General features: G+C 44.8%; 20 protein-coding genes. 3 read left to right on the forward strand and 17 right to left on the reverse strand.

The annotated features are described in order from the left end of the window. From GJ688_RS17805 to terL, 3 genes are all read right to left on the reverse strand, one after another. On the reverse strand, positions 1–707 hold a 707-nt coding region (locus GJ688_RS17805), incomplete at its 3' end, for a phage minor capsid protein (protein ID WP_155477872.1). Beyond that, the gene (locus GJ688_RS17810) at positions 704–2164 is read right to left on the reverse strand and encodes a phage portal protein (protein ID WP_155477873.1); all 1461 of its coding nucleotides are present in this window, start codon (positions 2162–2164) and stop codon (positions 704–706) included. The genes GJ688_RS17810 and GJ688_RS17805, both read right to left, overlap by 4 nt. Positions 2165–2218: 54 nt before the next feature. Further along, positions 2219–3823, reverse strand: coding sequence for a phage terminase large subunit (gene terL, locus GJ688_RS17815; protein ID WP_155477874.1), 1605 nt, complete (start codon positions 3821–3823; stop codon positions 2219–2221). Between the two features lie 356 nt (positions 3824–4179). On the opposite strand from terL, the gene GJ688_RS17820 reads away from it, so the two are divergent. Next, entirely contained in the window at positions 4180–4425 is a 246-nt protein-coding gene (locus GJ688_RS17820) for a hypothetical protein (protein ID WP_155477875.1), read from the forward strand. Positions 4426–5399: 974 nt separating this feature from the next. On the opposite strand, the gene GJ688_RS17825 is transcribed toward GJ688_RS17820, so the two are convergent. The 14 genes from GJ688_RS17825 to GJ688_RS17890 form a co-directional block, all read right to left on the reverse strand. Beyond that, positions 5400–6293: a tyrosine-type recombinase/integrase gene (locus GJ688_RS17825; RefSeq protein ID WP_170292126.1), complete on the reverse strand. Its 894-nt coding sequence runs from the start codon at positions 6291–6293 to the stop codon at positions 5400–5402. Positions 6294–6442: 149 nt separating this feature from the next. Beyond that, positions 6443–6856, reverse strand: coding sequence for a phBC6A51 family helix-turn-helix protein (locus GJ688_RS17830; RefSeq protein ID WP_155477877.1), 414 nt, complete (start codon positions 6854–6856; stop codon positions 6443–6445). A gap of 267 nt (positions 6857–7123) precedes the next feature. Then, on the reverse strand, positions 7124–7282 hold the full coding sequence (locus GJ688_RS17835; RefSeq protein WP_155477878.1) for a hypothetical protein: 159 nt from the start codon (positions 7280–7282) through the stop codon (positions 7124–7126). Between the two features lie 74 nt (positions 7283–7356). Further along, positions 7357–7692 carry a thermonuclease family protein gene (locus GJ688_RS17840; RefSeq protein ID WP_155477879.1) on the reverse strand — a complete coding sequence of 112 codons (336 nt, stop codon included), beginning with the start codon at positions 7690–7692 and terminating at the stop codon, positions 7357–7359. Between the two features lie 663 nt (positions 7693–8355). Beyond that, positions 8356–8685: a hypothetical protein gene (locus GJ688_RS17845; RefSeq protein ID WP_155477880.1), complete on the reverse strand. Its 330-nt coding sequence runs from the start codon at positions 8683–8685 to the stop codon at positions 8356–8358. A 109-nt stretch (positions 8686–8794) separates the two neighbouring features. Continuing rightward, positions 8795–9469 (reverse strand): DNA-methyltransferase, encoded by a 675-nt coding sequence (locus GJ688_RS17850; RefSeq protein WP_155477881.1) that lies wholly within the window; start codon positions 9467–9469, stop codon positions 8795–8797. Between the two features lie 143 nt (positions 9470–9612). Beyond that, positions 9613–10908 (reverse strand): Ger(x)C family spore germination protein, encoded by a 1296-nt coding sequence (locus GJ688_RS17855; protein WP_170292127.1) that lies wholly within the window; start codon positions 10906–10908, stop codon positions 9613–9615. Next, positions 10905–12008 (reverse strand): GerAB/ArcD/ProY family transporter, encoded by a 1104-nt coding sequence (locus GJ688_RS17860; RefSeq protein ID WP_155477883.1) that lies wholly within the window; start codon positions 12006–12008, stop codon positions 10905–10907. Before GJ688_RS17860 ends, GJ688_RS17855 begins: the two co-directional genes overlap by 4 nt. After that, positions 12005–13732, reverse strand: a complete 1728-nt coding sequence (locus GJ688_RS17865; RefSeq protein WP_155477884.1) for a spore germination protein — start codon at positions 13730–13732, stop codon at positions 12005–12007. Before GJ688_RS17865 ends, GJ688_RS17860 begins: the two co-directional genes overlap by 4 nt. A 238-nt stretch (positions 13733–13970) precedes the next feature. Further along, on the reverse strand, positions 13971–14213 hold the full coding sequence (locus GJ688_RS17870; RefSeq protein ID WP_155477885.1) for a hypothetical protein: 243 nt from the start codon (positions 14211–14213) through the stop codon (positions 13971–13973). A gap of 294 nt (positions 14214–14507) precedes the next feature. Further along, positions 14508–14738, reverse strand: coding sequence for a hypothetical protein (locus tag GJ688_RS17875; RefSeq protein ID WP_155477886.1), 231 nt, complete (start codon positions 14736–14738; stop codon positions 14508–14510). Between the two features lie 116 nt (positions 14739–14854). Further along, positions 14855–15586, reverse strand: coding sequence for a hypothetical protein (locus GJ688_RS17880; RefSeq protein ID WP_155477887.1), 732 nt, complete (start codon positions 15584–15586; stop codon positions 14855–14857). 146 nt (positions 15587–15732) lie between these two features. After that, positions 15733–16809: a GTPase gene (locus tag GJ688_RS17885; protein WP_155477888.1), complete on the reverse strand. Its 1077-nt coding sequence runs from the start codon at positions 16807–16809 to the stop codon at positions 15733–15735. A 734-nt stretch (positions 16810–17543) separates the two neighbouring features. Continuing rightward, positions 17544–18347 carry an NYN domain-containing protein gene (locus GJ688_RS17890; protein ID WP_170292129.1) on the reverse strand — a complete coding sequence of 268 codons (804 nt, stop codon included), beginning with the start codon at positions 18345–18347 and terminating at the stop codon, positions 17544–17546. Positions 18348–18627: 280 nt separating this feature from the next. On the opposite strand from GJ688_RS17890, the gene GJ688_RS17895 reads away from it, so the two are divergent. Continuing rightward, positions 18628–19845 (forward strand): site-specific integrase, encoded by a 1218-nt coding sequence (locus tag GJ688_RS17895; protein WP_155477890.1) that lies wholly within the window; start codon positions 18628–18630, stop codon positions 19843–19845. 430 nt (positions 19846–20275) lie between these two features. Continuing rightward, the gene (locus tag GJ688_RS17900; protein WP_155477891.1) at positions 20276–21031 is read left to right on the forward strand and encodes an AAA family ATPase; all 756 of its coding nucleotides are present in this window, start codon (positions 20276–20278) and stop codon (positions 21029–21031) included. Positions 21032–21462 lie beyond the last annotated feature (431 nt).

Here is a 21462-nt window from a genome sequence, read left to right on the forward strand (position 1 = left end):
GACCGACAAGCGTCTTTGGCGTTATGAGACGAGATCACCGCCAAGTCCACACCGCGTTCCATCGTCTCCACCCGAGTCCCCTCGATATGTGCCTGTGTAAGTTTTGTTCGGACCACCATCTCGGTATAGGTTGATAAGTTCCACCGCCGACCGGCTCGGTCCACAATGCCAACCCATACTTCACTGTCCAGCTTGGCCGACAGTCCTTTATGCGTGAGGTCACCGACGATGTCACGTTTCATCGTCCGGCGACCCATCTGTTCCAACGCTTTCACACGTAGAGTCTCGCTGACGGTACTTCTCACAAGCTGTTTAATCTTTCTTTCTGTGTTTTGTGTGGCCATCAGCAAATCGGTGTAGGTGTCGTTAATCAAAGCCTCGGTCCGCTCGCGAGCTAACATGGAAAAAGAGATGGACGATGCCGCCTCCGATAATGAGGATGCGTCGCCCAATGCAAGAATGGTCTGCGCCTGTGCGCCTGTGAATGCTTCTTTTATAACCTGTTCGCACCAAGTTTTTGTGGAGCCATCTAAGTCTCGAAGAATGACCATGATTTGCGATAGCAGCGATTCCGCATAAGCTTTTTCCAACCCGCCGGATGCCGGAATCACTTTTAACCTATCGGCAATCTTGGTGAAGGTCTTTTTGTAATAACCAACCAATCGATTTATATCCCGTTCATAGACGGGTTTAGGAATCGGCCTCATTTTTCATCACCGGGTTGCCGAAAGATAGACGGGTCCGCCATGGCTTCTTCATCTTTCATTCGCGCCAGCTCTGCTTCCGCTTGTTCCTCCGTCAAATCATCCAGCCACATCAACGCCGACTTCTGGGAAATGGTCGCCTTACCGCCCGTCCGTATGGACATGATGTTGGCCATCTCGGTTTCATCATCCGGCAAGCCGTCCTTGAACTTTACTTTGGGAACGGTAACTTCGTAACCTTGCGTCCCCTTGCAGGCGATTTCAAGCAACTGAGCGATTAGTAGCACTCGCTTTAGGGCTTTGTTGTAATACTGCCGCTTGCGGTTTACCTTCGCGAGAATCGAGTTGAGTCGCCATTTGATCGCCAATCCGGAAGCACCACTCGTTCCCGCATCCCCAGAGCCGAGAGCGATTTCTGGGATTTCCGCGTTAATGAGAAGCAACTTGACCAGCTTGTCCAATTCCATGAAGGCTGCCTGTAACTGACCGTCCCATGTGATGTACTGCGGGACCACCTCGTCCTTCCCCATCACTTCAAAGACTTTATCGACACCCACTCGAAAGATGGGATTGCCCTGTTCATCTTCGCCCAGCGTTCCTGCCGGGACCGCCATTGCCGGATCAGCGTGCTTATCGAGGATGGAAGCGATTTGCGAGAGCCGATGGTTAATCTCGTCAAACAGCGGCTTGTTTTCGCTGAGGTCATCGATGCCTTCCCAGCAATCGTCGGTGGCGTAGTTAGGCACGTGGACCACCAGCGGATATGGGACGCCGGTAAGCACTTCACGCCGTTCTGATATGAGTTCAGCCGATATCCGCCATTCATTGATTTCGTTATCCACGGTCACCACAATCGGGTCCAGCTTGAATTTGGCATAAACGATGCGACCGGGATCGTGGGATTCCACCGTTAACAACCAATCCTCGGCATCACCGCGCTTCACAAGAAGCGGATAGGCGATGTGATAGGCGATAATGCGGTTGGCGTCTCCGGGAGCCGTTTCTGGGAACACATATTCGGGATTCTGGGCTTCAATGATGACTCGAAAGGGATCGCTCTCCTTCCCCACCATCCCGCTATACTCTTGACCGTAGCGGATTTTATAGAATGAATCCCCTCGATAGGCGTTCGATAAGGCGCTTTCATAATTCATAATGTGGAGGTCGTTCCCCTCAACGAAACGCTCAATGGCCTGCTGCTCATTGGAGTTGTCGTTTTTTCCGGCGGAAAACGTAGGTTGCTCACCAAACAAAAAATCGGCGGATTTCTTGCAAATCACACCGGGAAGGTTGGTCGAGATATAGAGCAACTCATTTTGTCTGCGGGAAAGTTTGTTCTGAACTCGCTGGAATACATCGAAATGCCTACCCAAAAAGAGCTTTTTGTTTTCCCGATATCGCCGAATCCGATCTCGATGGGCTGGTGCCGGGTAGTAACTGCCGATGGAGAATAAGGACATCAGACGACCTCCTTTCCCACATTTTCATCCACCTAGCTGGGCCGTTGGGGTCGTTTACAACCCAAAAGGCTTTTGGTGGAAAGTCCGTCGCCGTCCTCCCCCGCACAGTTCCACAGCCATCTGCAATGCATCAGGGAGGTCGTCGTGGTCGTGATTGGGGAACTGCTCTAACTGCTCCAGCAGGATTCGCTGGTGTCGCATGAACCGAAGAATTCCCTGCTCTACAATCGGCTCTAGCGATTCAATCCGTTCTTCTTTCTTGGTTTTGCTGGTCACAGCTTTCAGCTTTGTCGTGTAAATACCTTCCTTCGCCATCCGTTCCCGAGCCTGCCGGAATAGGTCGAACTGGGCTTGAACGGTCTCTATGGCGAAAATCCGTGGCCGATACTTGCCGATTTTGTTAATGACTTCTTGCAACGCTTCATGGGCCGGACACTTCCTCGCCCAAGTCTCCACGACGTACAGGATACCGGTTCGACGGTCACGGCCGATGACAACGATGGCGTTGTAGTCGGATCGATTGTTCTTGCCCATCGCGATGTCCCAGGCACCGAAGTAATCTAACGGAACAGGCCGTCCCATCTTATCGCGGAGTTCCGGGTAATCGAAAAATGTAAACATGGACGGCTTGAATATCTGGGTTTCTTCGTCGATGGGGTTATTCAGATACTCCGATCCAAACGCCCGAGATCCGATATTAACCTTCTCAATCATGAGTCGGTCATAAGAAAAGCGCCCAGGCCATAAAACCTCGACGCCCCTACTCATATCTTTTTGATACGAGTTGTAAAAAGCGATGGCATCATCCAGCCGGTTTTCATTTTCGGGATTTCGGCAGATGGATTCAAACTGCTCCCAGAGGTCGCTTCGTTCCGGTGGGGATACGATGGCGGAGTATGTGCGGGATTCGAAGTCCGACCGCTGTAATATATTCGGCAACAACCCTCGGGCTTGAACGATCGTGCCCATGTAAATGAACGCTGTCTTGGCCGGGTCACCGATGGGCATAACGACAGAGTTAAACCAATGAAGGTTCTTATCGCGCAATTCCGGTGTGTTGGTATTCTTGGCTGATTCTAGGTCATCCAGGATCACAAGGTCAGGCCGATAAGATCCGTTCCGCTTTCCCCGTAACTGTTTCCCCATGGATGCTGCTTCAACCAGTACCCCTGTTCGGGTCAGAAACGCTTCTTGATTATCCCGCTCGTTCATGGACTTTCTATCGGACAGCAATTCGCCGAAGTCCTCTCGCAATTTCTTGTTAAACTTGAGCTGGAGCGATATCCACTCGATAAACTTCTTGGCCATTGAGTCCGTTTCCGAGATGATGAGGATGTATTTTCGCTTGTCGTAAACGATCTCATGGATGGGAAATCCGTTTGATAGATAAGCCGACTTGGCATGGCCCCGTGGAGCCGCCCAAGCGATGCGAGCCGTTGGGTTATCGACCGAGACTATTCGGAGCAGATCGCATAGTTCCCGGTGGAATCGAGGGGCGTCATCAATGTGAACACTTGCCGGGATGAGGTTTTGCTCATTTTCTGGGTTTTTATCGTCAGAAAAATACTCGTACATGAAGAACAAGACATCAAACTCCGCACGGTCAATCCGACGAAGACGGTAAAGCTCCTTCATGTCGGCAATATACTCGGCCTGCATAGCTGGACTGAGTTCTTGCTTGGCCCGAACCTCGTCAAATAACTGGACTCGTCGTTCTAAGAGTTCTATTCGCTGTTGCCGTTGGTCACGGTTTAGAATGTTTATGGTTTGTTCACCTCCAAGATATTGAACGAAATAAAAAAAGACGTCTCAGTTAAATTCTGAATACGTCTTTTTGAATACGGTAATTCGACAAACCGTTACGGGTACGCTGTCTTTTTTATATAGTTATTCACGATACCCACAGGAAAAACGAACATAATTGTTAATAACTTTTAATAAATTCCAGGAAAATGAAAGTATTTGTCGAAGATAATTTATTATTAACCAATGTTGGAGATAACGGAGGAATTAATGTGAAACTCGGACCATGGGAGATATATTTCTCTCCCCAATTAGAAGAGCTTGATTACGTCTTTGTCTCAAACGACCAAAAACAAGTCAAGGTTTACTGGAATGAAAAGCTGATTGCCCATCTAGCAGTCGTTGAAGAAATTCTTACATATCAAGGAGTTTGCCGTCTAAACATGTTTCCCGGTCAAAACTTGGTTCAGCTTTGTTTTGACGATATGAAAGAGATCATGAACCAACTCAATGCCTAGCAAATCCAACGGGCTTTTCCCCATGTCAAAACCCTCGACCTCACGACGTAAAAGACCTCGACGTCACGATGTAACAGTTCCCGACGTCCCATGTCAAAGGTCTCGACGTCGCGATGTCAAAGGTCTTTGACACTAACTATAACCATAATACCTAGAACCACATAACAAGAACCATAGAACAATAGGGTAGCCTTGACCGTAGATTCTTTATTTAATCCTACGGTATTGAGCTATTACCTCTGGCAATCCCGGCCATTCCCCCGTCGCCCTGCACGTTGCCACACGTTCGAACGAATACCGAACAGGCATAATGACCCCATCTACCTATTCTCTCGCCACACGTGCCGACGTGTCGCCTCACGTGGGCAATCGAACTCAATACATGAAATTAAAATGCCCTCACAGACTAACAGTCGGGAGGGCGATCGAATGGGTCAGCCAAAGAAGCCGTATGAAAGACGTATTATACCTCCGGGTTTAATTGATAAACTACCCCTCAGAAATCGCATATCCCGTGTTACCGTGATCGATAGGCCAGAAGCCCCGGTTGCTCGTCCGAGGATTTTAACCACAATCACGTATGCTGCCGGTGTAATTCTCGCGTTGGTTCTCACAGCCACAGTGGTCTCATTTATCGGCTCTGCTTTATTATGGCTATACTTTTCTTTAACCTCAGGTGGAAAATCTCCGTCGCCAATGTAAGAGGGTGTTGACATTGTCAATCCCCTTCAAAATGAGGTTCCCCGAAAATTTCCGATAACCTCTGCGAGGGTATCACTGGTGTCTTACTATTGGTAAGGCAGTGGCCTTCTAATTGATTTCCCCTGTCGCGCCACACGTTGCCCCACGTTCGATGGAACATTTGTTCTGGCATGAATATCCCAGGTACCATATTCTCTCGCGACACAGGGCAACGTGCAGGCTCTGGTGGGCAATCGTGAAATTGAAAAAGGAGTCGATTCAATAGCCCCCCCTCACACCCATGATAATTCTTCAACGGCCCTGACCAAATCTTCCTCGCCGGGCATCGTGTACCGGCTGGTCATTTGCAGATTTGGTGAGCCGTCTTTCTTCATGTGTCCCATTAGTCGAGCAATCACATCCATCGGGATTTTCCGGACGGTTAACTCATGGCCAAAACTGTGGCGTAGAGTATGGCATGTGAGATGCTCGATACCGGTTAGCTTTGCGTACTTTGCGATTAAGAATGATACGCCCCGTGGGCTCATCTTTTCGCTGCGTTGGCTGTAAAATAGGTAATCGCTGTGGGTACGGCGCGATTCGAGATATCGCTGGAGGATTCGTCGGCAGTCCACATTCAACGGGATTTCACGGTATTTGCCGTGTTTACCGTTAGGGATGACCAAGGTTCCCTTTCGTTCGGTAAAGGGGATGTCCTTGACGCATATATCGCAAAGTTCCTGAACCCGAACACCAGTATGGAGCATCAGTGTGACCATCGCCAATTCTCGGATATTACCGTGTTGGCGCACGGCCCGTACCAGCGTGTTCTGTTCATTGCGGGTTAGCCACTTGGGCGACGATTGAGGAACCGTGATGCGATCGATTTGCTCGACGGGGTTATCAGGTGCGTGGCCGTGGTCCGCAAGCCAACGGAAAATGACGTTGAGATGGGTTAATGTGAGTGCGACGGTATTGGGCTTAAAATGATTGGCAGCGAACCTTTTGAAATTTGCTACGTCCAGTTGTGTGGCCATCTGCGGCATGGAAGACCCCCCGGTGGGGGTGGGGGCGGGGTGCTCCTTTTGATACCACCGGGAGAATCTGGCCCAACTGTCCTGATAGGAGCGTAGGGTGGTTGGGCTTTTGCCTTGCCGTCTGAGTTCTTCGATGAAAGCTTCGATCATGATGTTCTCTCCTTGCATAGACGCTGACTAATCTGCTGGATATCCCGCCGAAGTGTTGGGCTTCGTGGGTCACAGCTTATCTCTAGTCAGCGACTAATGCAACGAAAGAGGATGAGATTGATGGCGTCAATTAAACTGACTCCATCCCGTTACATATCGGCCAGCATCTTCTTCAAGCTATCAATCTCGGCCTCGATTGCTTCGTTGGAACGGCTGTCCTCAATCTTGGCCTCGACTTTCTGCACCTCGGTCAAACGGCCCTGGTTCTTCATGACCAGTTCGATGGCTTTTAATTTGTTTTTCTCGCTTTGACCGGAACGAACGATGGATTTCAAGCCGTTGTAGGCTTCAACCAGGAAGTTTCTCATCGTTAATTCGGCCACTTCATTCTGATATTCAATAAAATCGGGCTCTTGTTTCCAACGGCAGACGGTTCGCTCACTGACACCGACCTCATGGGCGATCTGGAGTAACGTCATTTTGTGGACGTCATTGTTGGCGAGTATTTCCGCAGCACGTCTCTGCGGCTCGGTCAACGCATATTTCAGCGACTTTTTTGCCATCGATAATCTCCTTTCATTTTCGTTCAGGTAAAAGAGCTACATCTTAGTAAAGGGATTTTGCTTGACATAACGTAGCGTCAACCTCAATAGAATTTCAGGGAACAAAAAAGCGACCCCGCTGTGAATGACGTCTTCACTGCGTGTCGCCTATCTATTCAACCGATATTCAATTCGAATACAATTCTTCAGCCTCTTTCAGTCCCTGCATCACAAACAGCAGATTATCCAATGTGCTATCGTCAACATATCGAGATTCCCCTGCAACTTTCAGGCAATAACTTGTAAACGACGATTTGGGCAACCTTTTTTCATGGCAGAGATACACTTCTGTACCCAATCGCCGATTTGTTTTTTCTGTTCATCCTCTGCTAAGTAACGGAATGACTGTTTGATTGTATTGCCTTCTTCGGCAAGTTCACGGAACATCGGGTATCGCCTCCTTGAAATACTTTCTTTTATGATACCATCAGAACAAACGTTTTGATGTGATCTGGGTCACATTATTTACCAAGCATGTAGTTTACGGCCAATCCTTCTGCAACCATCTCATCATTCACGTTTTTTCCCGCTGCATTCACCACGGCCAGCCATCGCCCATACTTTTCTTTTCGAACGGAGTTGACGGTGACCACTTGTCCTTCAAGTCGACGAGCTAACCACTGCTTAGATCGTTCTCCCCTCGCCTTATCCTCACCATGTATCTCTGGCGCATTGAGGCCGTACAACCGGAATCTTTCCTTTATTATGACGTGGAAGCCAAGGTCAACTTCGGCCTCAAACGTATCACCATCAATCACTCGCGTGACCTTGGCGTTGTAGGTGTAATTGACAAACATTGAAGCCCTCCCAGTTTTCAGACATAAACCAAATAATAACAGCCTGGGCTAAAATGATCCAGGCTATTTGTGATCGCAATACATCGTCGATTGTGACAGGTGACTTACAGGAATATCCACCAACAACCCCATATACCAAGTCTGAGGTTGCGTTGGTATGATTAACAGGCACAGCAGTGTAGCTAGCTGTTGGGCGATAGGACGGTGAGGTTACGTTGTTTCGTTACAGGAACCACTGTTCTTTGATAATGTTATAGTGTTCTACGTTATTACCGTTATATAGTTCTATACCCGTTATCGTTATAGAGACTGTTATATTGTTTATGTCAAAGGTCTTTGACATCGCGACGTCGAGGTTTTTGACTTCGAGTCTTCATTCTATATCATGAACCGTTGGTTTTTTTAACTCATCTAGCTAGAACTTGGCCCGCACTCGCCTCGCCCAGCTGCCGCACGGCTGGGTTGGCAATGTCGACCGATAACGACTCATCAAAATGATGATTGGTGGCCACCGATACCATCGGTCCTCGATTATTACTCGACCATTGCCGTCTCTTCCTGTGTGGCCACGTGTGGCTCGCAGGCACTATCTGAATGGAATTATATTGGCAATGAATTCTGTCGGCACACGTGGCGAAACAGGCATGGCTGTGGCGATATCGTTTACTCCCGCACGTCAACGATGTCGGAACAGCGGATTTCACGTTCATTTCCATCAGATACGATAGTCAACTTGCCGGACTTCGATTTGATAGGGATCCCATTAATCCACTGTCCGCTCTTGATTCGAAACTTGATTTCATACTGCTCACTCGCTGCCAACTCGATGACCCGGGCTATTTCTTCCGCTCGGATATCGTTGAGTTCCGGGATTGGCTCCTCGTTACTCAACCACTCCCTCTGGGTTATGCGAGTGACGTCACGATGCTCAGGCAGTAACATTGGTCGCCAAAGAGAGTTAGACGCATAGAACCGTTGAACTTTCGGGTTCATTAAGACCACCTCCTGGAAATAGTTTAGCACATACGTTCCAATTATGAAACACACGTTCTAATACTATCCCAGGAATTTCTTGCCGTTGGTCAAACATTAAACAGCTACACTATGCGGCCTCATTTAGCCGGTTACTGGCTGCCTCCACGTAACCCTTCTCAACATCAAACGCAATGAACCTCCGCCCCATCCGCTTGGCTGCCACGCAGTCTCCTCCACTGCCGCAGAAGGGAACCAGCACAACATCACCCGGCTGCGATGACTTTTCGATAATCATCTCGGCTAGTTTTACCGGCTTTTGCGTTGGGTGTATGTAGGTCACTGCTGGATCGCGAGGCACAGCCCATACGTCGGAAATTCGCTTTCCATTTAATATGTGTCTGCCCTTAACAGCGAAGATGAGAAATTCGTGAGCGGGACTGTAAGCTCCACGAAGATCACCCATTCCCCCGCCGTTCTTTTGCCAGATGATGCAGTTCTTGATGGTGAAGTGCTGAGAGATGCGGTGATACCACTCGACGTAGACGTCCCAGCGTGTGTAGCAGTAAAAAGCTCCGACATCTTTCAGCACTCGGAAAACATCGCCCAACCAGTCGGTCATGATGATATCGTCGTTTTGGATTGCGGTGAACTTTCGCTTGCGACTGCCGCTACGGTAATTGATGCCGTATGGTGGGTCGGCGATGATGAGGTCGATGGAACTGTCGGGGAGCAGTTGGAGGCCGTCATGGATATCCATGTTGTAGATGCGGTCGACTGATAATTCACCGATATTTGCTGTCATTGGCCACCGTCCTTGAAAAAAAATAAAGCAGTCCGGCCACGATAGGCTGAACTGCCTGTCTATTCAATAGGTGGGCTGTGGGTGGTGGGGTACAGTCTTATCGCCTCAATATTAGAAAATGTCCACGATGGAATTGAAAATAACTATTGACCTCCAATGTATTCGAACTCTTTTGCGGGCTGTATTCGTAATCCGGGGCGACGAATTTTCACATTTACATGTACATTTACTTGGGCACGAGAAAATTCCTCTCTCCAATTGAGAGCTTGTAAATCTTGAATGTAAGTCATGTGCATACGTACGTAGCGCGAGAGAAAGAAGGGATCAATTTTCATGCCTTGGGCTTTGGCAATGACCTGTAGAACTTCTTTCTCGATAATCGTGGCTGCGTTATTCTCTATCGTTGCGAGTCCATCGGGATTCACATAGGGTTCCAGTGATTGCAGGCTGAGCAAATCGCCATCCAAATATAAATCAACGGATATTTGCGGGGTTTCATCCTGCCAATGAATATTTACTTCAGGTGATCTCGACTTACTGAGTTCAACGGCATAGGTATATTTACCGATGGGATCATCAAAGGTCCAAATCGCACGATGATACGTATCCCGCAGGAGGTTGTATGCATTGGCTTCCCAACCCGACCATTTGTCCATCAATTTCCCTTGATGGAATATTCCTATTCCAATAAACTCCGACGGATTTCCTCCAGAGCGGGTAAGGCTCTCCGTTGTCTTACCTCCTGGTTCGGTTTTCCCTGCTTCTCGTTGTTTATATTCTGCTTCGGGCATCGGCTTTATTTTTGAGTCCGACTTTTCCGTGAGAACCATGGGGTTATTCTTGAGCATTGGAAGTACCGGATCGACGTGGTATGTTTCGATTTCAGAGACAAACTCATGCAGCGTGATGGGGCGGGAATATCCCTGTTCACGCATGTTTTGCATAATTCCATCGACATACCGAGAAACGCTTCGTTCTAACACGGGTCGCGTAGACAAAAAAATCTCTCGTGCAGGTCCCTCCGTTAACAACATATAGGTGGTGCGCCGGAATTCTGGGTTTCTCTCCAATGTATCAATCTGGTGAAAAACCAACCCCTCGCGAGCTAATTCTTCGCCAAAAAGAACGATCCTCAAGTGACGAAAATCGAGCTTTCTTTCCACATTTGTACTTGCCAGACTAATTGCCTCTGAAATAGATCGTGCGGTGATTGTAATTGGTTTTGTCGTCTCTTGCAAAGTTGTTGTTTCTCCTCCCGCTCTTATGTCCATGCTTCTTGGGATGGCTACCCGAAAAACTACATCGAGATTCCCATCTTCGCCTTTATCGATGCCCATCGTCAATACGAAGGCGGTCCGTTCCAACTCCCGCTCGGATGAGCAACCGGACATTACAAGAAGCAGTAATACACTGATCAGCAGACAAGAAACCTTTCTCATTTCAATTCCTCCGAATTGCGATAAAAGAGAGTAACCCAAATCCATGTAAATACGGGAAGACCGTAAAAGGGAATAGGTAAAATCATCATTAAGTACGTATACGTGTTAACGGCCTCGATGCTGCTTTCAGGAATAAAGGCAACAACCACCGCAAGGGCGGCCAGCGGAAATAAAAAGGGACGAAAATCCGGTGCACGACTTCCTTGCGTGGTCGCGAGGGCACTTTCATACAGACCAACAGCAATACCAATGGTTGTTACGGTGGACCAGGCGAAAACCATGAATGGCTCTAATCGTTGAATTGCGAATTGGAGATTGATTAACCTCCCTAGTTGATATAAGGGAAATCCAACCTCTCGCGCTCCTGGGAAGGGAAAATTTAGATGCAAAACAATTTGTGTCAACGTATATATGCTCGCCGTAAACAACAGGGAACCAAAACCGACTTGACGAAAGGTTTTTTGCTTTCGAAACAATGGGGCGATGAGCGTCAGAAGCACTATCTCCTTAAAAAGACCCATGAAGCGGATACCCGTTTCGATAGTAGCGACTCCCCCGTATCCTAGCCAGGGAGACAAGTAATAAATGTGTCCCTGAAAACCGACTAGAAAAATCGATACCAGAAAGACAACAATAGCCAACGGAAATAGCAACCATGCCGTTCTCGAAAGATTTTCCAATCCGTTGTAAGCAAGGAATACACCCAACAGGGCACTAGAAATGATAACGACGGAAATCGGTGTATTGGGAAGTAGCGTCGTAATCATGAATTCACCAAAAATTCGCATCTGATAGCCCACATGAACGACCAGTAAAACGGTCAAGAACAACCCCAGAAACCATTGGACGTAGCGTCCCCACAGTAATCCAGAGATGCTAAGCAAAGAAGCCCGTGAAAAACGGTTGGCTACCCTTTCCACACATAGAAAAACGGGCACAACTCCAAGAAAAGCAATTAGTGGGACCATCCATGAAGCGGTACCAGCTGCCGAAGACAGTTCTCGGGGAATATGAAAAAAAAGTTTAACTGTGATAAACATGCTGACGAGAACAAAAGCCTCAATGCCACCCAAGTAACCCTCTTGCGATGATTGCTTCATGATTGCTCACCCTTCTTCTGAGGAGAACTCAAGTCTCCGGTGATGAGCAATAATTCAGGAGGGATTCTAGGGTCCCAAGGGCGATTTAAGGGTCGCTGCTTGAATTTATCCATAGGACGAGTAAAGAAAGGACGCTTTTCCACAGAGAACGCGGCGGTACGTATAAAGGTATCCCCTGAAGGATTTCGAAGCGGGCTAAATGGAGACAAGAACGGGACGCCTAACGACTTTAGTCCAGCCAAGTGGTGGACTAAAACGACTAGGCCGATAAGAACCCCATAGAATCCGAGAAAGTTAGCGAGGAAAAGTAAAAACAATCGTGCAATCCGAAAACTGTTGACCAATGAATATTGAGGGATAGAAAACCCCGCCAGACCGGTGATTGCCGCGACGATAATTGCCACAGGAGACACAATACCCGCTTCCACCACGGCTTGTCCGATAATGATCGCACCGACAATACCTATCGTGGGCCCAATCATTTTAGGAACACGAAGTGCGGCCTCACGAATAAAGTCAAAGGCTATCTCCAGGAATAATAGAGAAAAAGCCGTCGGAAAGGGTACGTGTTCTCTCGCTGACGCGATGGCCAACATCAAGTCGGTGGGTAACATTTCGGGGTGAAAAACAACCATCGCTGTGTAAACGGCAGGTAAAAAAATGGTGGTTAATACACCGATGACTCGTAGGAGTCGAGCAAAGGTACTGATGGGCCAACGGTAATAGATATCTTCCGGGGAATGAACTTGGGACCATAGCGTTACTGGAGCGATGAGCGCGAGCGGGCTCCCGTTGAGTAAAACAGCAACTGCTCCTTCCATTAGAAACGAAATCGTTCGGTCAGGCCTTTCGCTGGTAATCATTTGGGAAAATAAAGAAAAAGGGCGATCTTCGATAAATTGTTCTAACTGTCCCACGTTATACAGCATATCTACATCGATAGATTCAAGCCGACGGCGTATTTCTCGAATCACTTTTGGATTCGTAAGTCCATCGATATATAATAAATTGATCGGTCCCGATTCCCGTTCTCCCGCTGGAATGTTCTCAGCAATAAAATCGGGAGTGGCAAGACGTGTGCGCAACAGGTATAGATTTATCCTAATGTCTTCCACGAAAGCATCATAAGGTCCTTGAACAACGGTTTCCGTATGGGGCTCACTTACGCTTCGGCCATGCTGACCTAGAAAGTCAAGGGCTAACCCCCATTCATAGCCATCAATATGAACAAAAGTCATCCCTGTAATGATACTTTTCAACGTGTCATCGAACGAAAAAACTTCCTTAACAACGTGGCAGTATGTCAATTGGTCTTTCAAATCTTTTGCACACAACGGCTTGTCCGCAGGTGGTGTAAATTCCACTAACGGTCCGATGAGGAACTCTTGGATTTGGTTAGAATCTGTAAGACTTTGGTAGAAAGCAATCGTTATCTGGCCCCAAGAAGTTTGTAGAGATCGAATAATGAAATCTGGATTACGTCTGGACCGAAATCGATGGGCTAAAACCTTTTGAAGATCGCTTTTCTCAGGGGGTAACGACGAAGACTTCTTGCGTTTTGTTACTTTAGATCTTCCTAAGGGAATCGTGTTACTGTAGACAGTTCGGGAAGGGCTGAGGGAAAACGTTTTTTTTGGTACCGGTTCATGGGAGAATATTGAGAGAAATTTTTTAATCCAGCTATTTTCCATTACGTATAGTCCCCTTAAAGCACGGTTCCCCATTTATTTCCAAGTATAGTATTTGCAAATAAACGTAAGGATTAGTCGCAATTACCACTTGTTATTCGATACGGTAGACGGTTTCCAAATGAACTCATCTGCTTACATTGCCATAGCAGACGAGTTTTTGCCCATCTACCTCACTCAACCCCACAAAAAGCCTCTCTTATCCTGCGAAAAACTCATCTTCTATGTAGAAAGCAAAAAAGACCCCGCCAATTCTGGCGAGATCGTCGGAGGTTCAATGGGTGTTGAGTTTTTCGAGGTCTTTTCGAAATGCGGTAGCTAAGGCTTTATAGGTAGCTAAAGACTCATCAAATTTTTTCCGAAGCACTTCTGGTATTTCTATACCAGCCGAGTTAAGTCGCAGAAGAAATTCTTCTATTTTATTTGAGTTTTTATCGCATCGAGCTACTTCTTCGGTGATAAAGGACTTTTCTTTAGCCCTACGCATTTGGCGGCGTTCCTCAAGCGACTCAATCAATAGTCCCACCTCCCTGGATTAGGATGTCCGGGTTAGTTTAGGGAATTTCACGGTTTTGGCACGGTCACCGGTAATAACGGCGGTCAACTGAGTAGATAATAATGAACGATCACGTCAGGCATGACGAGACTAATTGGAGGTTAGTGGGTTATATTTGCCCTACGCTTTTGGAGAAGTTCTTCAAACCACTTAAACAATCAAACACCAACTCCGCCTAACCCACTGCCTCCAAGTTTCCAACCTAAAAAGCAAAAAAAGCGACCCCGCCGGTGGTGGCGAAAGTCGCTAATGAAGTTATTGAAGTTGGTGTTCCCTTGCCTGGACCTTTGCTAAGGTGCTCGTCATACTTTTAAATTCCCTGTTCTTGTCTTCAAGAAGATATTGGACTTCATTTGGAACTTTTAATCCTGACGCATTAGCTTGGTCAATAAATTGCTGTAGTTCGTTTACTGTCTTTTCGCAATGGTTGGTGTAATCCATTAAGATTGTCATTGGGTCACGATTTAGCTCAATTTCCTCTTCCACTGGTATCACCTCTCACGTCTAGGGTGCCCAGTTATCAGGGAATCTTAACAGGTTACTTTATTAAAAAAGCGACCTTGCCGGTGCTGGCGGAAGTCGCTTTGGTGAAGTAGATATTTTTAGCTAACTTTACGGTAGTCATTTAGATCCAGAAGTAACTGTATTTGATGTTTTAACTCAGCAATCTTTTTATGAATAAATAAATTGTTGTACTTTCCTTGGATAATTTCTTTGTTTTGTAGTATTTTTAATTTATTAAATAACTCTGTTTTTTGAATTTCATTTTTCCTAACACGTTCAATAATATAGATTAATGCACTTAAAATTAATCCAGATTGAAATATCGCTATAAAATCTGTATTCATTATGCCATTTATCAAGTAATCTAAATAATATACAATGTGGATATTGTAACTATATATCAACGTAATTATCGGCGTAGTTATGAACGTATATAGCAATAAAGCCCTGTTGTAGTATTTTACCCATTTGAGAAACAATAGTATTTTATCTAATATTTGAAGTTTAAGGGTAGTTGAAGAAAGCCTTGGTAATTTATTGGTCAATAATACTTTGTTGATTTCTTTCACTAATACAAGCACATGGCTTTTTATATATTCCTCTCTTAATCCATTATATAGAGTATCTAATGAAAGATCATCCCCATTTACAATTCGTTGTATGTCAGAGTTTTTAATGTTGTTATTAACCAAATGTTTTTTAATAATATTTTTTAACTTCTTATCTTCAATATGCAAAAAGTCATCAAAGTAGCTTTCGTATAATTTGGTGCCTTTTTCATTTAACAAATTAATACATTGACTAAAAACTTTCTCTTTACTTTTATCCAAGCGAGTACACCTCGTCAAAATTACAAAGTACGTTGCTTTTTAATAGTATTTTTTCAGACACATTCATTAATAAAAAAACAGCCCTGGGCTTATGAAACCATCGGGCTTAGAGAAACTTATTTAATTGTGATGAATCCGATAAAAATTTATTTTTTGCTTCGGACCAGTTCATTCTCTAATATTGCTTTTGCAACATCATAACATTCGTTCAAGTAAAACTTTCCCGAACTATATGATAATGCGAATCCCGATGAAGCTGCAGCGGCTTGACCAACAAGAGGTATGTATTTTGCAAAGTCTTGTACGACGTACTGACCTATGTATTTCTGAAGAAGTAAAATAACGCCTTGTTTTTGAGCATAGTTAATGACGTTATTTGCAGCTTGTAAAATAAAAGGTACTGTTTTAACAATGTTATCTAAAGCTCTGTCATCTAACCCAAAATATTCTTTTATTTTTGAAAACATCTTAAGAATAATTGCTACATTTACTGCTACGTCAGCTCCGGGTATAGGGTTTATCCCATTAACCGCAGACAAACCAGAAAAAAGAATAACTAATTTCTCACAAGCCTTCTTTTTTTCCTCTAAAAAAGCAATTGAGTATGCTTTTGCAGATCGAACCCATTTCTCCTTTTTCGTAATATCTAAAGACCTATATATTGCCTCATTTAACTCCTCAAAACCATTTCCATTTCGACAACTAGTAAAGATAACCTGTTCATTTGATTTAATTTGCGACCTTAAATCATCAATAATTGTTTGATACAACTTATCTATGTTCTCATCATCATCCCATATATCATCACTTTTATTTCTAATGAATATACATTGTTTTCCTTTCGCTTTAAGCAGATTGAATAGTTCTGTATCAGACGAGTGGAATTTACCAGAAAAAACACAAAGAAATAAATCGATTTCATCAAGAGCAAAGTTATCATAGTATCCTTCTTTGGGAAATTTTGATGTGCCATAACCCGGTAAGTCTACTATTAACATACTGTTGGAAGCAAACTCTTGTTTATCCTCCATTTGATAGTCCGAAGAGGATTGTGTTGTATCAGTTCTCGGCGATACTTTAGCTACCTTTTTCCCGACGAGTTTATTTACAATTGACGATTTTCCCGCCCCAGGTTGTCCAAAAAGAGCAACTTTTACTGGGTTTTTTTCGTCTTCCATGATTAAATGTTCAAGTATTTTTTGTGCCTCCACCGTAATGCTCATATCTACTCCCCTTTTTACTTACTCTCTTTTCTTTTTCTATTCGTTTTCGACAATTCCTTCCAAGGTTAAGGATTTTTTCATTTTTAGTCGACATAACCTCTGATAATTACCTTTCACCCATATCTGTTAAGCCGACCCCGCATAATCCCCCCTACACCCCCCGACTCAACCATACCACAACGAGGTTCCAATCGAACGCGGGGCGTTACAGCGGCTCATGTGGGGTGTGGGGATTTTTAGGTGATTTAGTGCTTTGTTTTCATAGCAGTTCTGCCGACGTGGTTCGGTAACGACACAAAAAAACAAACACCCCTCCCCACTGGCCTCCCTTTAATGTGATATCGGGTAGACCGTGAAGAAGGGCAGTTCACTGTTATTCAGACCGGTAGTTTAACGTGAAAAATGCTGGTTACCGCTATTCCACCTAATTATTTCCTCCACACTTCAAACCCGACCCCTCAGAATGCCCTGTGTGCCTTCAAAGACGAGCAGTCATACCATTCATACCAGAACGGGGGTCGAGTTGAACGTGGGGCGTTACAGTGGGTGTGGTGGGAGATGGGGGTTTGATGGTAATGTTACAGGAGATGGTAGACTAACGATTAGCGAGAACGATAAAGCTATTTTAATTAAAAAGAAAATCCCCCATATCTCAGGGGGATCTTCTTTCTGTTATTTTACTGTTCGAAAAAAATGTTCGTTTAGATTGATTATATCAGAGAGTATTTATGTGATCAAGCGGTATCCTCAGAAACAAATTCACTCATTTTTCGACCTTCATATATGTATTCATTCCCGTTTTCATCTTTCTTAATAAGTATATATTCAAGTTTACTAGCAGCATATAAATATTTTCTAATGAGTTGGTAAGTATCGTTTTTGTCTTTCCAAGTTTTTCTTATTGCTTGTAAGTATCCATTTAGCCCAACAGTATTTCCGTTCTCTTTATATGATTTATACATCCTAGAATCGTAGAATAGGCTAGCAATCTTTTTATATTTTTCCATTAGGTTTTCGTCAATTTGTACTGTATCCTCCCCATTGTTTAGTTCTCTTAATAATTCTATTTCAAACAAATCCTCTAGATATTGGTGATGATCCGCAAAAACGTTGACAACTTCATTAAATCCATTTTTGGTCGAAATAACATATGATCTTTTATTTTCGGCTTTAATTACTCTAAACAGAGGTATGTAATCCCTATCATTTGATATTATTACAAAATAATCAATATTAGGATTCCTAAATAAGTCTGTAATGGCTTCAATTACAATTTCCATATCAGTAGAACCTTTACCATCTATCGAACAATGTTTAACATAAACACCGTAATTATATATTACATTGTGTACCGTTAATCCCATTTTTGTGTTATCAAAGTTAGCAAAGGCCGTATACTTTATAATATTGTAATTCTCTTTGAACATCTCTGATATTTTCTGAAAAAAATTCAAGTCACTTATCGGATCTAAACCGTATTCTTCAAGTCTTCTGTACAAATTGTCACAATCAACATATATAGCGACGTTTGGCTTCAATGTAATCCTCCTTACTAATAATCTGTTCTTAGAGCGTTTTCCTAGAACCATTCGACATATCTATTTCATTTCCTTCCCAGAATTACTTATAATTTGAATTATATAATAAATTTAATGTTGATTTTGGTACCTTCATCTCAACTACTAATAAGTCCCTCCCACCTATTCAACACCGTTACTCCCCCCTTCATAACAGCATTGGTAATAGAACTTGACTCCCCTCCCTTTTCAATCAACACTGTCCACTGACCCAACTAAACATCGGGAAGGTGGACCTATCATGACCAAACGCACCAACGGAGAAGGCAACATATACCAACGCAAAGACGGTCGCTGGGAAGCCCGTTTCTTCCACACTGATCCCGCCACCGGCAATAAAAAACGCTACAATTATCTCGGCAAGTCCCATGAAGAAGCCTACAACAAGATGATGGCAGCGAAGGCCGCGATCATCACCGGTAATTTCGTTGAACCCACTCGGCTTACCGTAAAGGACTGGATGACCTACTGGCTTGCTGAATGTATTGAGCCTAACGTAAAGCCTACGACATATTCCCAGTATGAAACGATGAACCGAGTCCACATCATCCCCACACTGGGATCACTGGCTCTTCAGAAAATCCAGACCTCCGATATCCAACTGATGTACAACGCCAAACTGAAATTCAAAGTTAGTAACGGTAAAGCTTTAGCCCCCAGAACTATCCGACATATCCATAACGTCATTTCCGGTGCCTTTAAGCAGGCTATAAAGGAAGGCAAATTATTAAAGAACCCCGCAGAAGCAGTTAAACTGCCCAAAAAAGTTAAACCGGACATCCGCCCATTAAAGTTGAACGAAGTCCGGCAATTCTTGAAAGAAATTGCAGCCCACAAGTTTTACGCTGCTTTTCTACTGGAGTTACGGCTGGGGTTACGTCGAGGCGAATTGATCGGCCTCCGCTGGCAAGATATCGATTTCGAACGTAGGATCTTATATGTTAGGCAGACAGTTCAACGTGCTCAGAAACCGGATGGTCAAGGTCATAAAACTCAAGTGATATTTCAGACGCCTAAGACCGAACGAAGTAAACGGCCTCTTCCAATACCGGTAGATGTAATGATCGACCTACATAACCGAAAACTTATCGTTGAACAGCAAAAAGAAGCAGCGGACGAGTACTTCGATTATGACCTTGTTTTCTGTAAGCCGAACGGTCACCCACTCGACCCTATGTACATCACTCGGACATTCCAGAAACTGCTGGTTAAGGCTGGTATTCCTCAAAAGAAGTCATTCCATAGCTTACGACATACAGCTGGGCTGCTGATTCTAGAGCAGACTAACTCGCTGAAAATAGTTCAGGAAGTTTTGGGCCACAGCAACATCCAAACCACCGTTGATACCTACCTCGACCATATCGGCGTGGAAGAGATGGCCAAGGCGTTGAGCCAGATGAATGGGCTGTTGATGACGGAGAATACCCCCGTCGGGCAAGAAAAAACTGTGAAGCCATGACGCACTTTTGACGCCTAAACTAGACGCCTACGGGTGACGCCACGGGAGGTTTGACGCTATGATGACGCCAGTGGGTCTAACTGGAGAAACCATTGACGGTGCGGGGTGACGGGGTTAGAATAGGTGTACGGCCCCTAATAAACTCGCAGTTTGGTAGCGTGCTTGGTTCGGGACCAAGAGGCCGCAGGTTCGAATCCTGTCGCCCCGACCATGTGAGTTAGCTGGGGTTTCGTAATGTTAGCTGTTGGCTAAAGTTAGGATTCGACGCCTAACGTGACGCCTACGGAGGTTTGGAAGAGTTAAAGGTTGAGGAAATAGTTTAGGCCAGGATGAGAAGTCCTGGCTTTTTTGCGTGCGTACGGCATTTGCTTTTGAATGGAATTGCTTTACAATTAACTGTACGCAAGCTATTAACGCTGGATGGTGCAGAATGATTACAGAAAATCAAGGACAATATATCCGGAGTGTCCGACTACGCCAAAGCGAAGTACTTACATTTTCGCAATATCCGTTTTCACTACCTGCGGTTAAAGAATTAAAAGAAGTCAATCTCCACCCCAGGGTTACCTTCTTCGTAGGTGAAAACGGCGCTGGTAAGTCAACACTTCTGGAGGCTATTGCTGTCGCAGTCGGTTTTAATCCTGAAGGCGGTACGATAAACTTCAATTTTTCAACCCGGGATTCCCATTCAGAGTTGCACCGTTATCTTACAATAGTCCGTAATCACAAAAAACCCAAAGATGGGTTCTTTTTAAGAGCAGAAAGTTTTTACAACTTGTCTACAAATATTGATGAGTTAGATAAAGTACCCTTTGGAGGATCAAAAGTAATCGATTCATTTGGCGGGAAGTCACTTCATCATCAATCCCACGGCGAAGCTTTTTTTGCCACTTTCATGAATCGCTTTACAGGACATGGAATTTACATATTGGATGAACCGGAGGCAGCCCTTTCCCCTACCCGCCAGATGGCGATGGTTTCTCGAATCCATGACTTGGTTAAACAAAATTCACAGTTCATCATTGCTACCCATTCCCCTATTATTATGGCGTATCCAGATGCGTTGATCTTTCATTTTTCAGAAAGTGGTATCGAAGTGGTTGAATACGAACGGACGGAGCATTACCGGGTGACTAGAGAGTTTCTGATGAACAGGAAAAAGATGTTGGATATTTTGATGGAGTGAGGCGGCAACCCTGTGACGAAACAATAGTAAAGAGACCGCAGGTTCGAATCCTGTCGCCCCGACCATGGTTTAGCTGGGGTTTCGTAATGTTAGCTGTTGGCTAAAGTTAGGATTTGACGCCTAACGTGACGCCGGCTAAAGTTAAGATTTGATTCCTACCGGGGTTTGGAACAGTTAAAGATTGAGGAAACAGTTAAAGCCAGGATGAGAAGTCCTGGTTTTTTGCCTGTGTTTATGGGATTTTATACTGGCAGAGGGAACCAAATATTTTTCTTATTTTTAACGCTAGTTCCATGGTTATAGGACGTTATTGCACTGTAATGCGGTTAACAGGTCTCTGTTTGGAAACTAATAGAGTCTGTCTAAAAAGCCACCCATAAAGCAATGAACCTTTAAAGGATTTTTCCATTTTATGTCGAATGGATATAGGA

Origin of the sequence: Heliobacterium mobile (assembly GCF_009720735.1) — a bacterium.
Classification (GTDB): Bacteria; Bacillota; Desulfitobacteriia; order Heliobacteriales; family Heliobacteriaceae; genus Heliobacterium; species Heliobacterium mobile.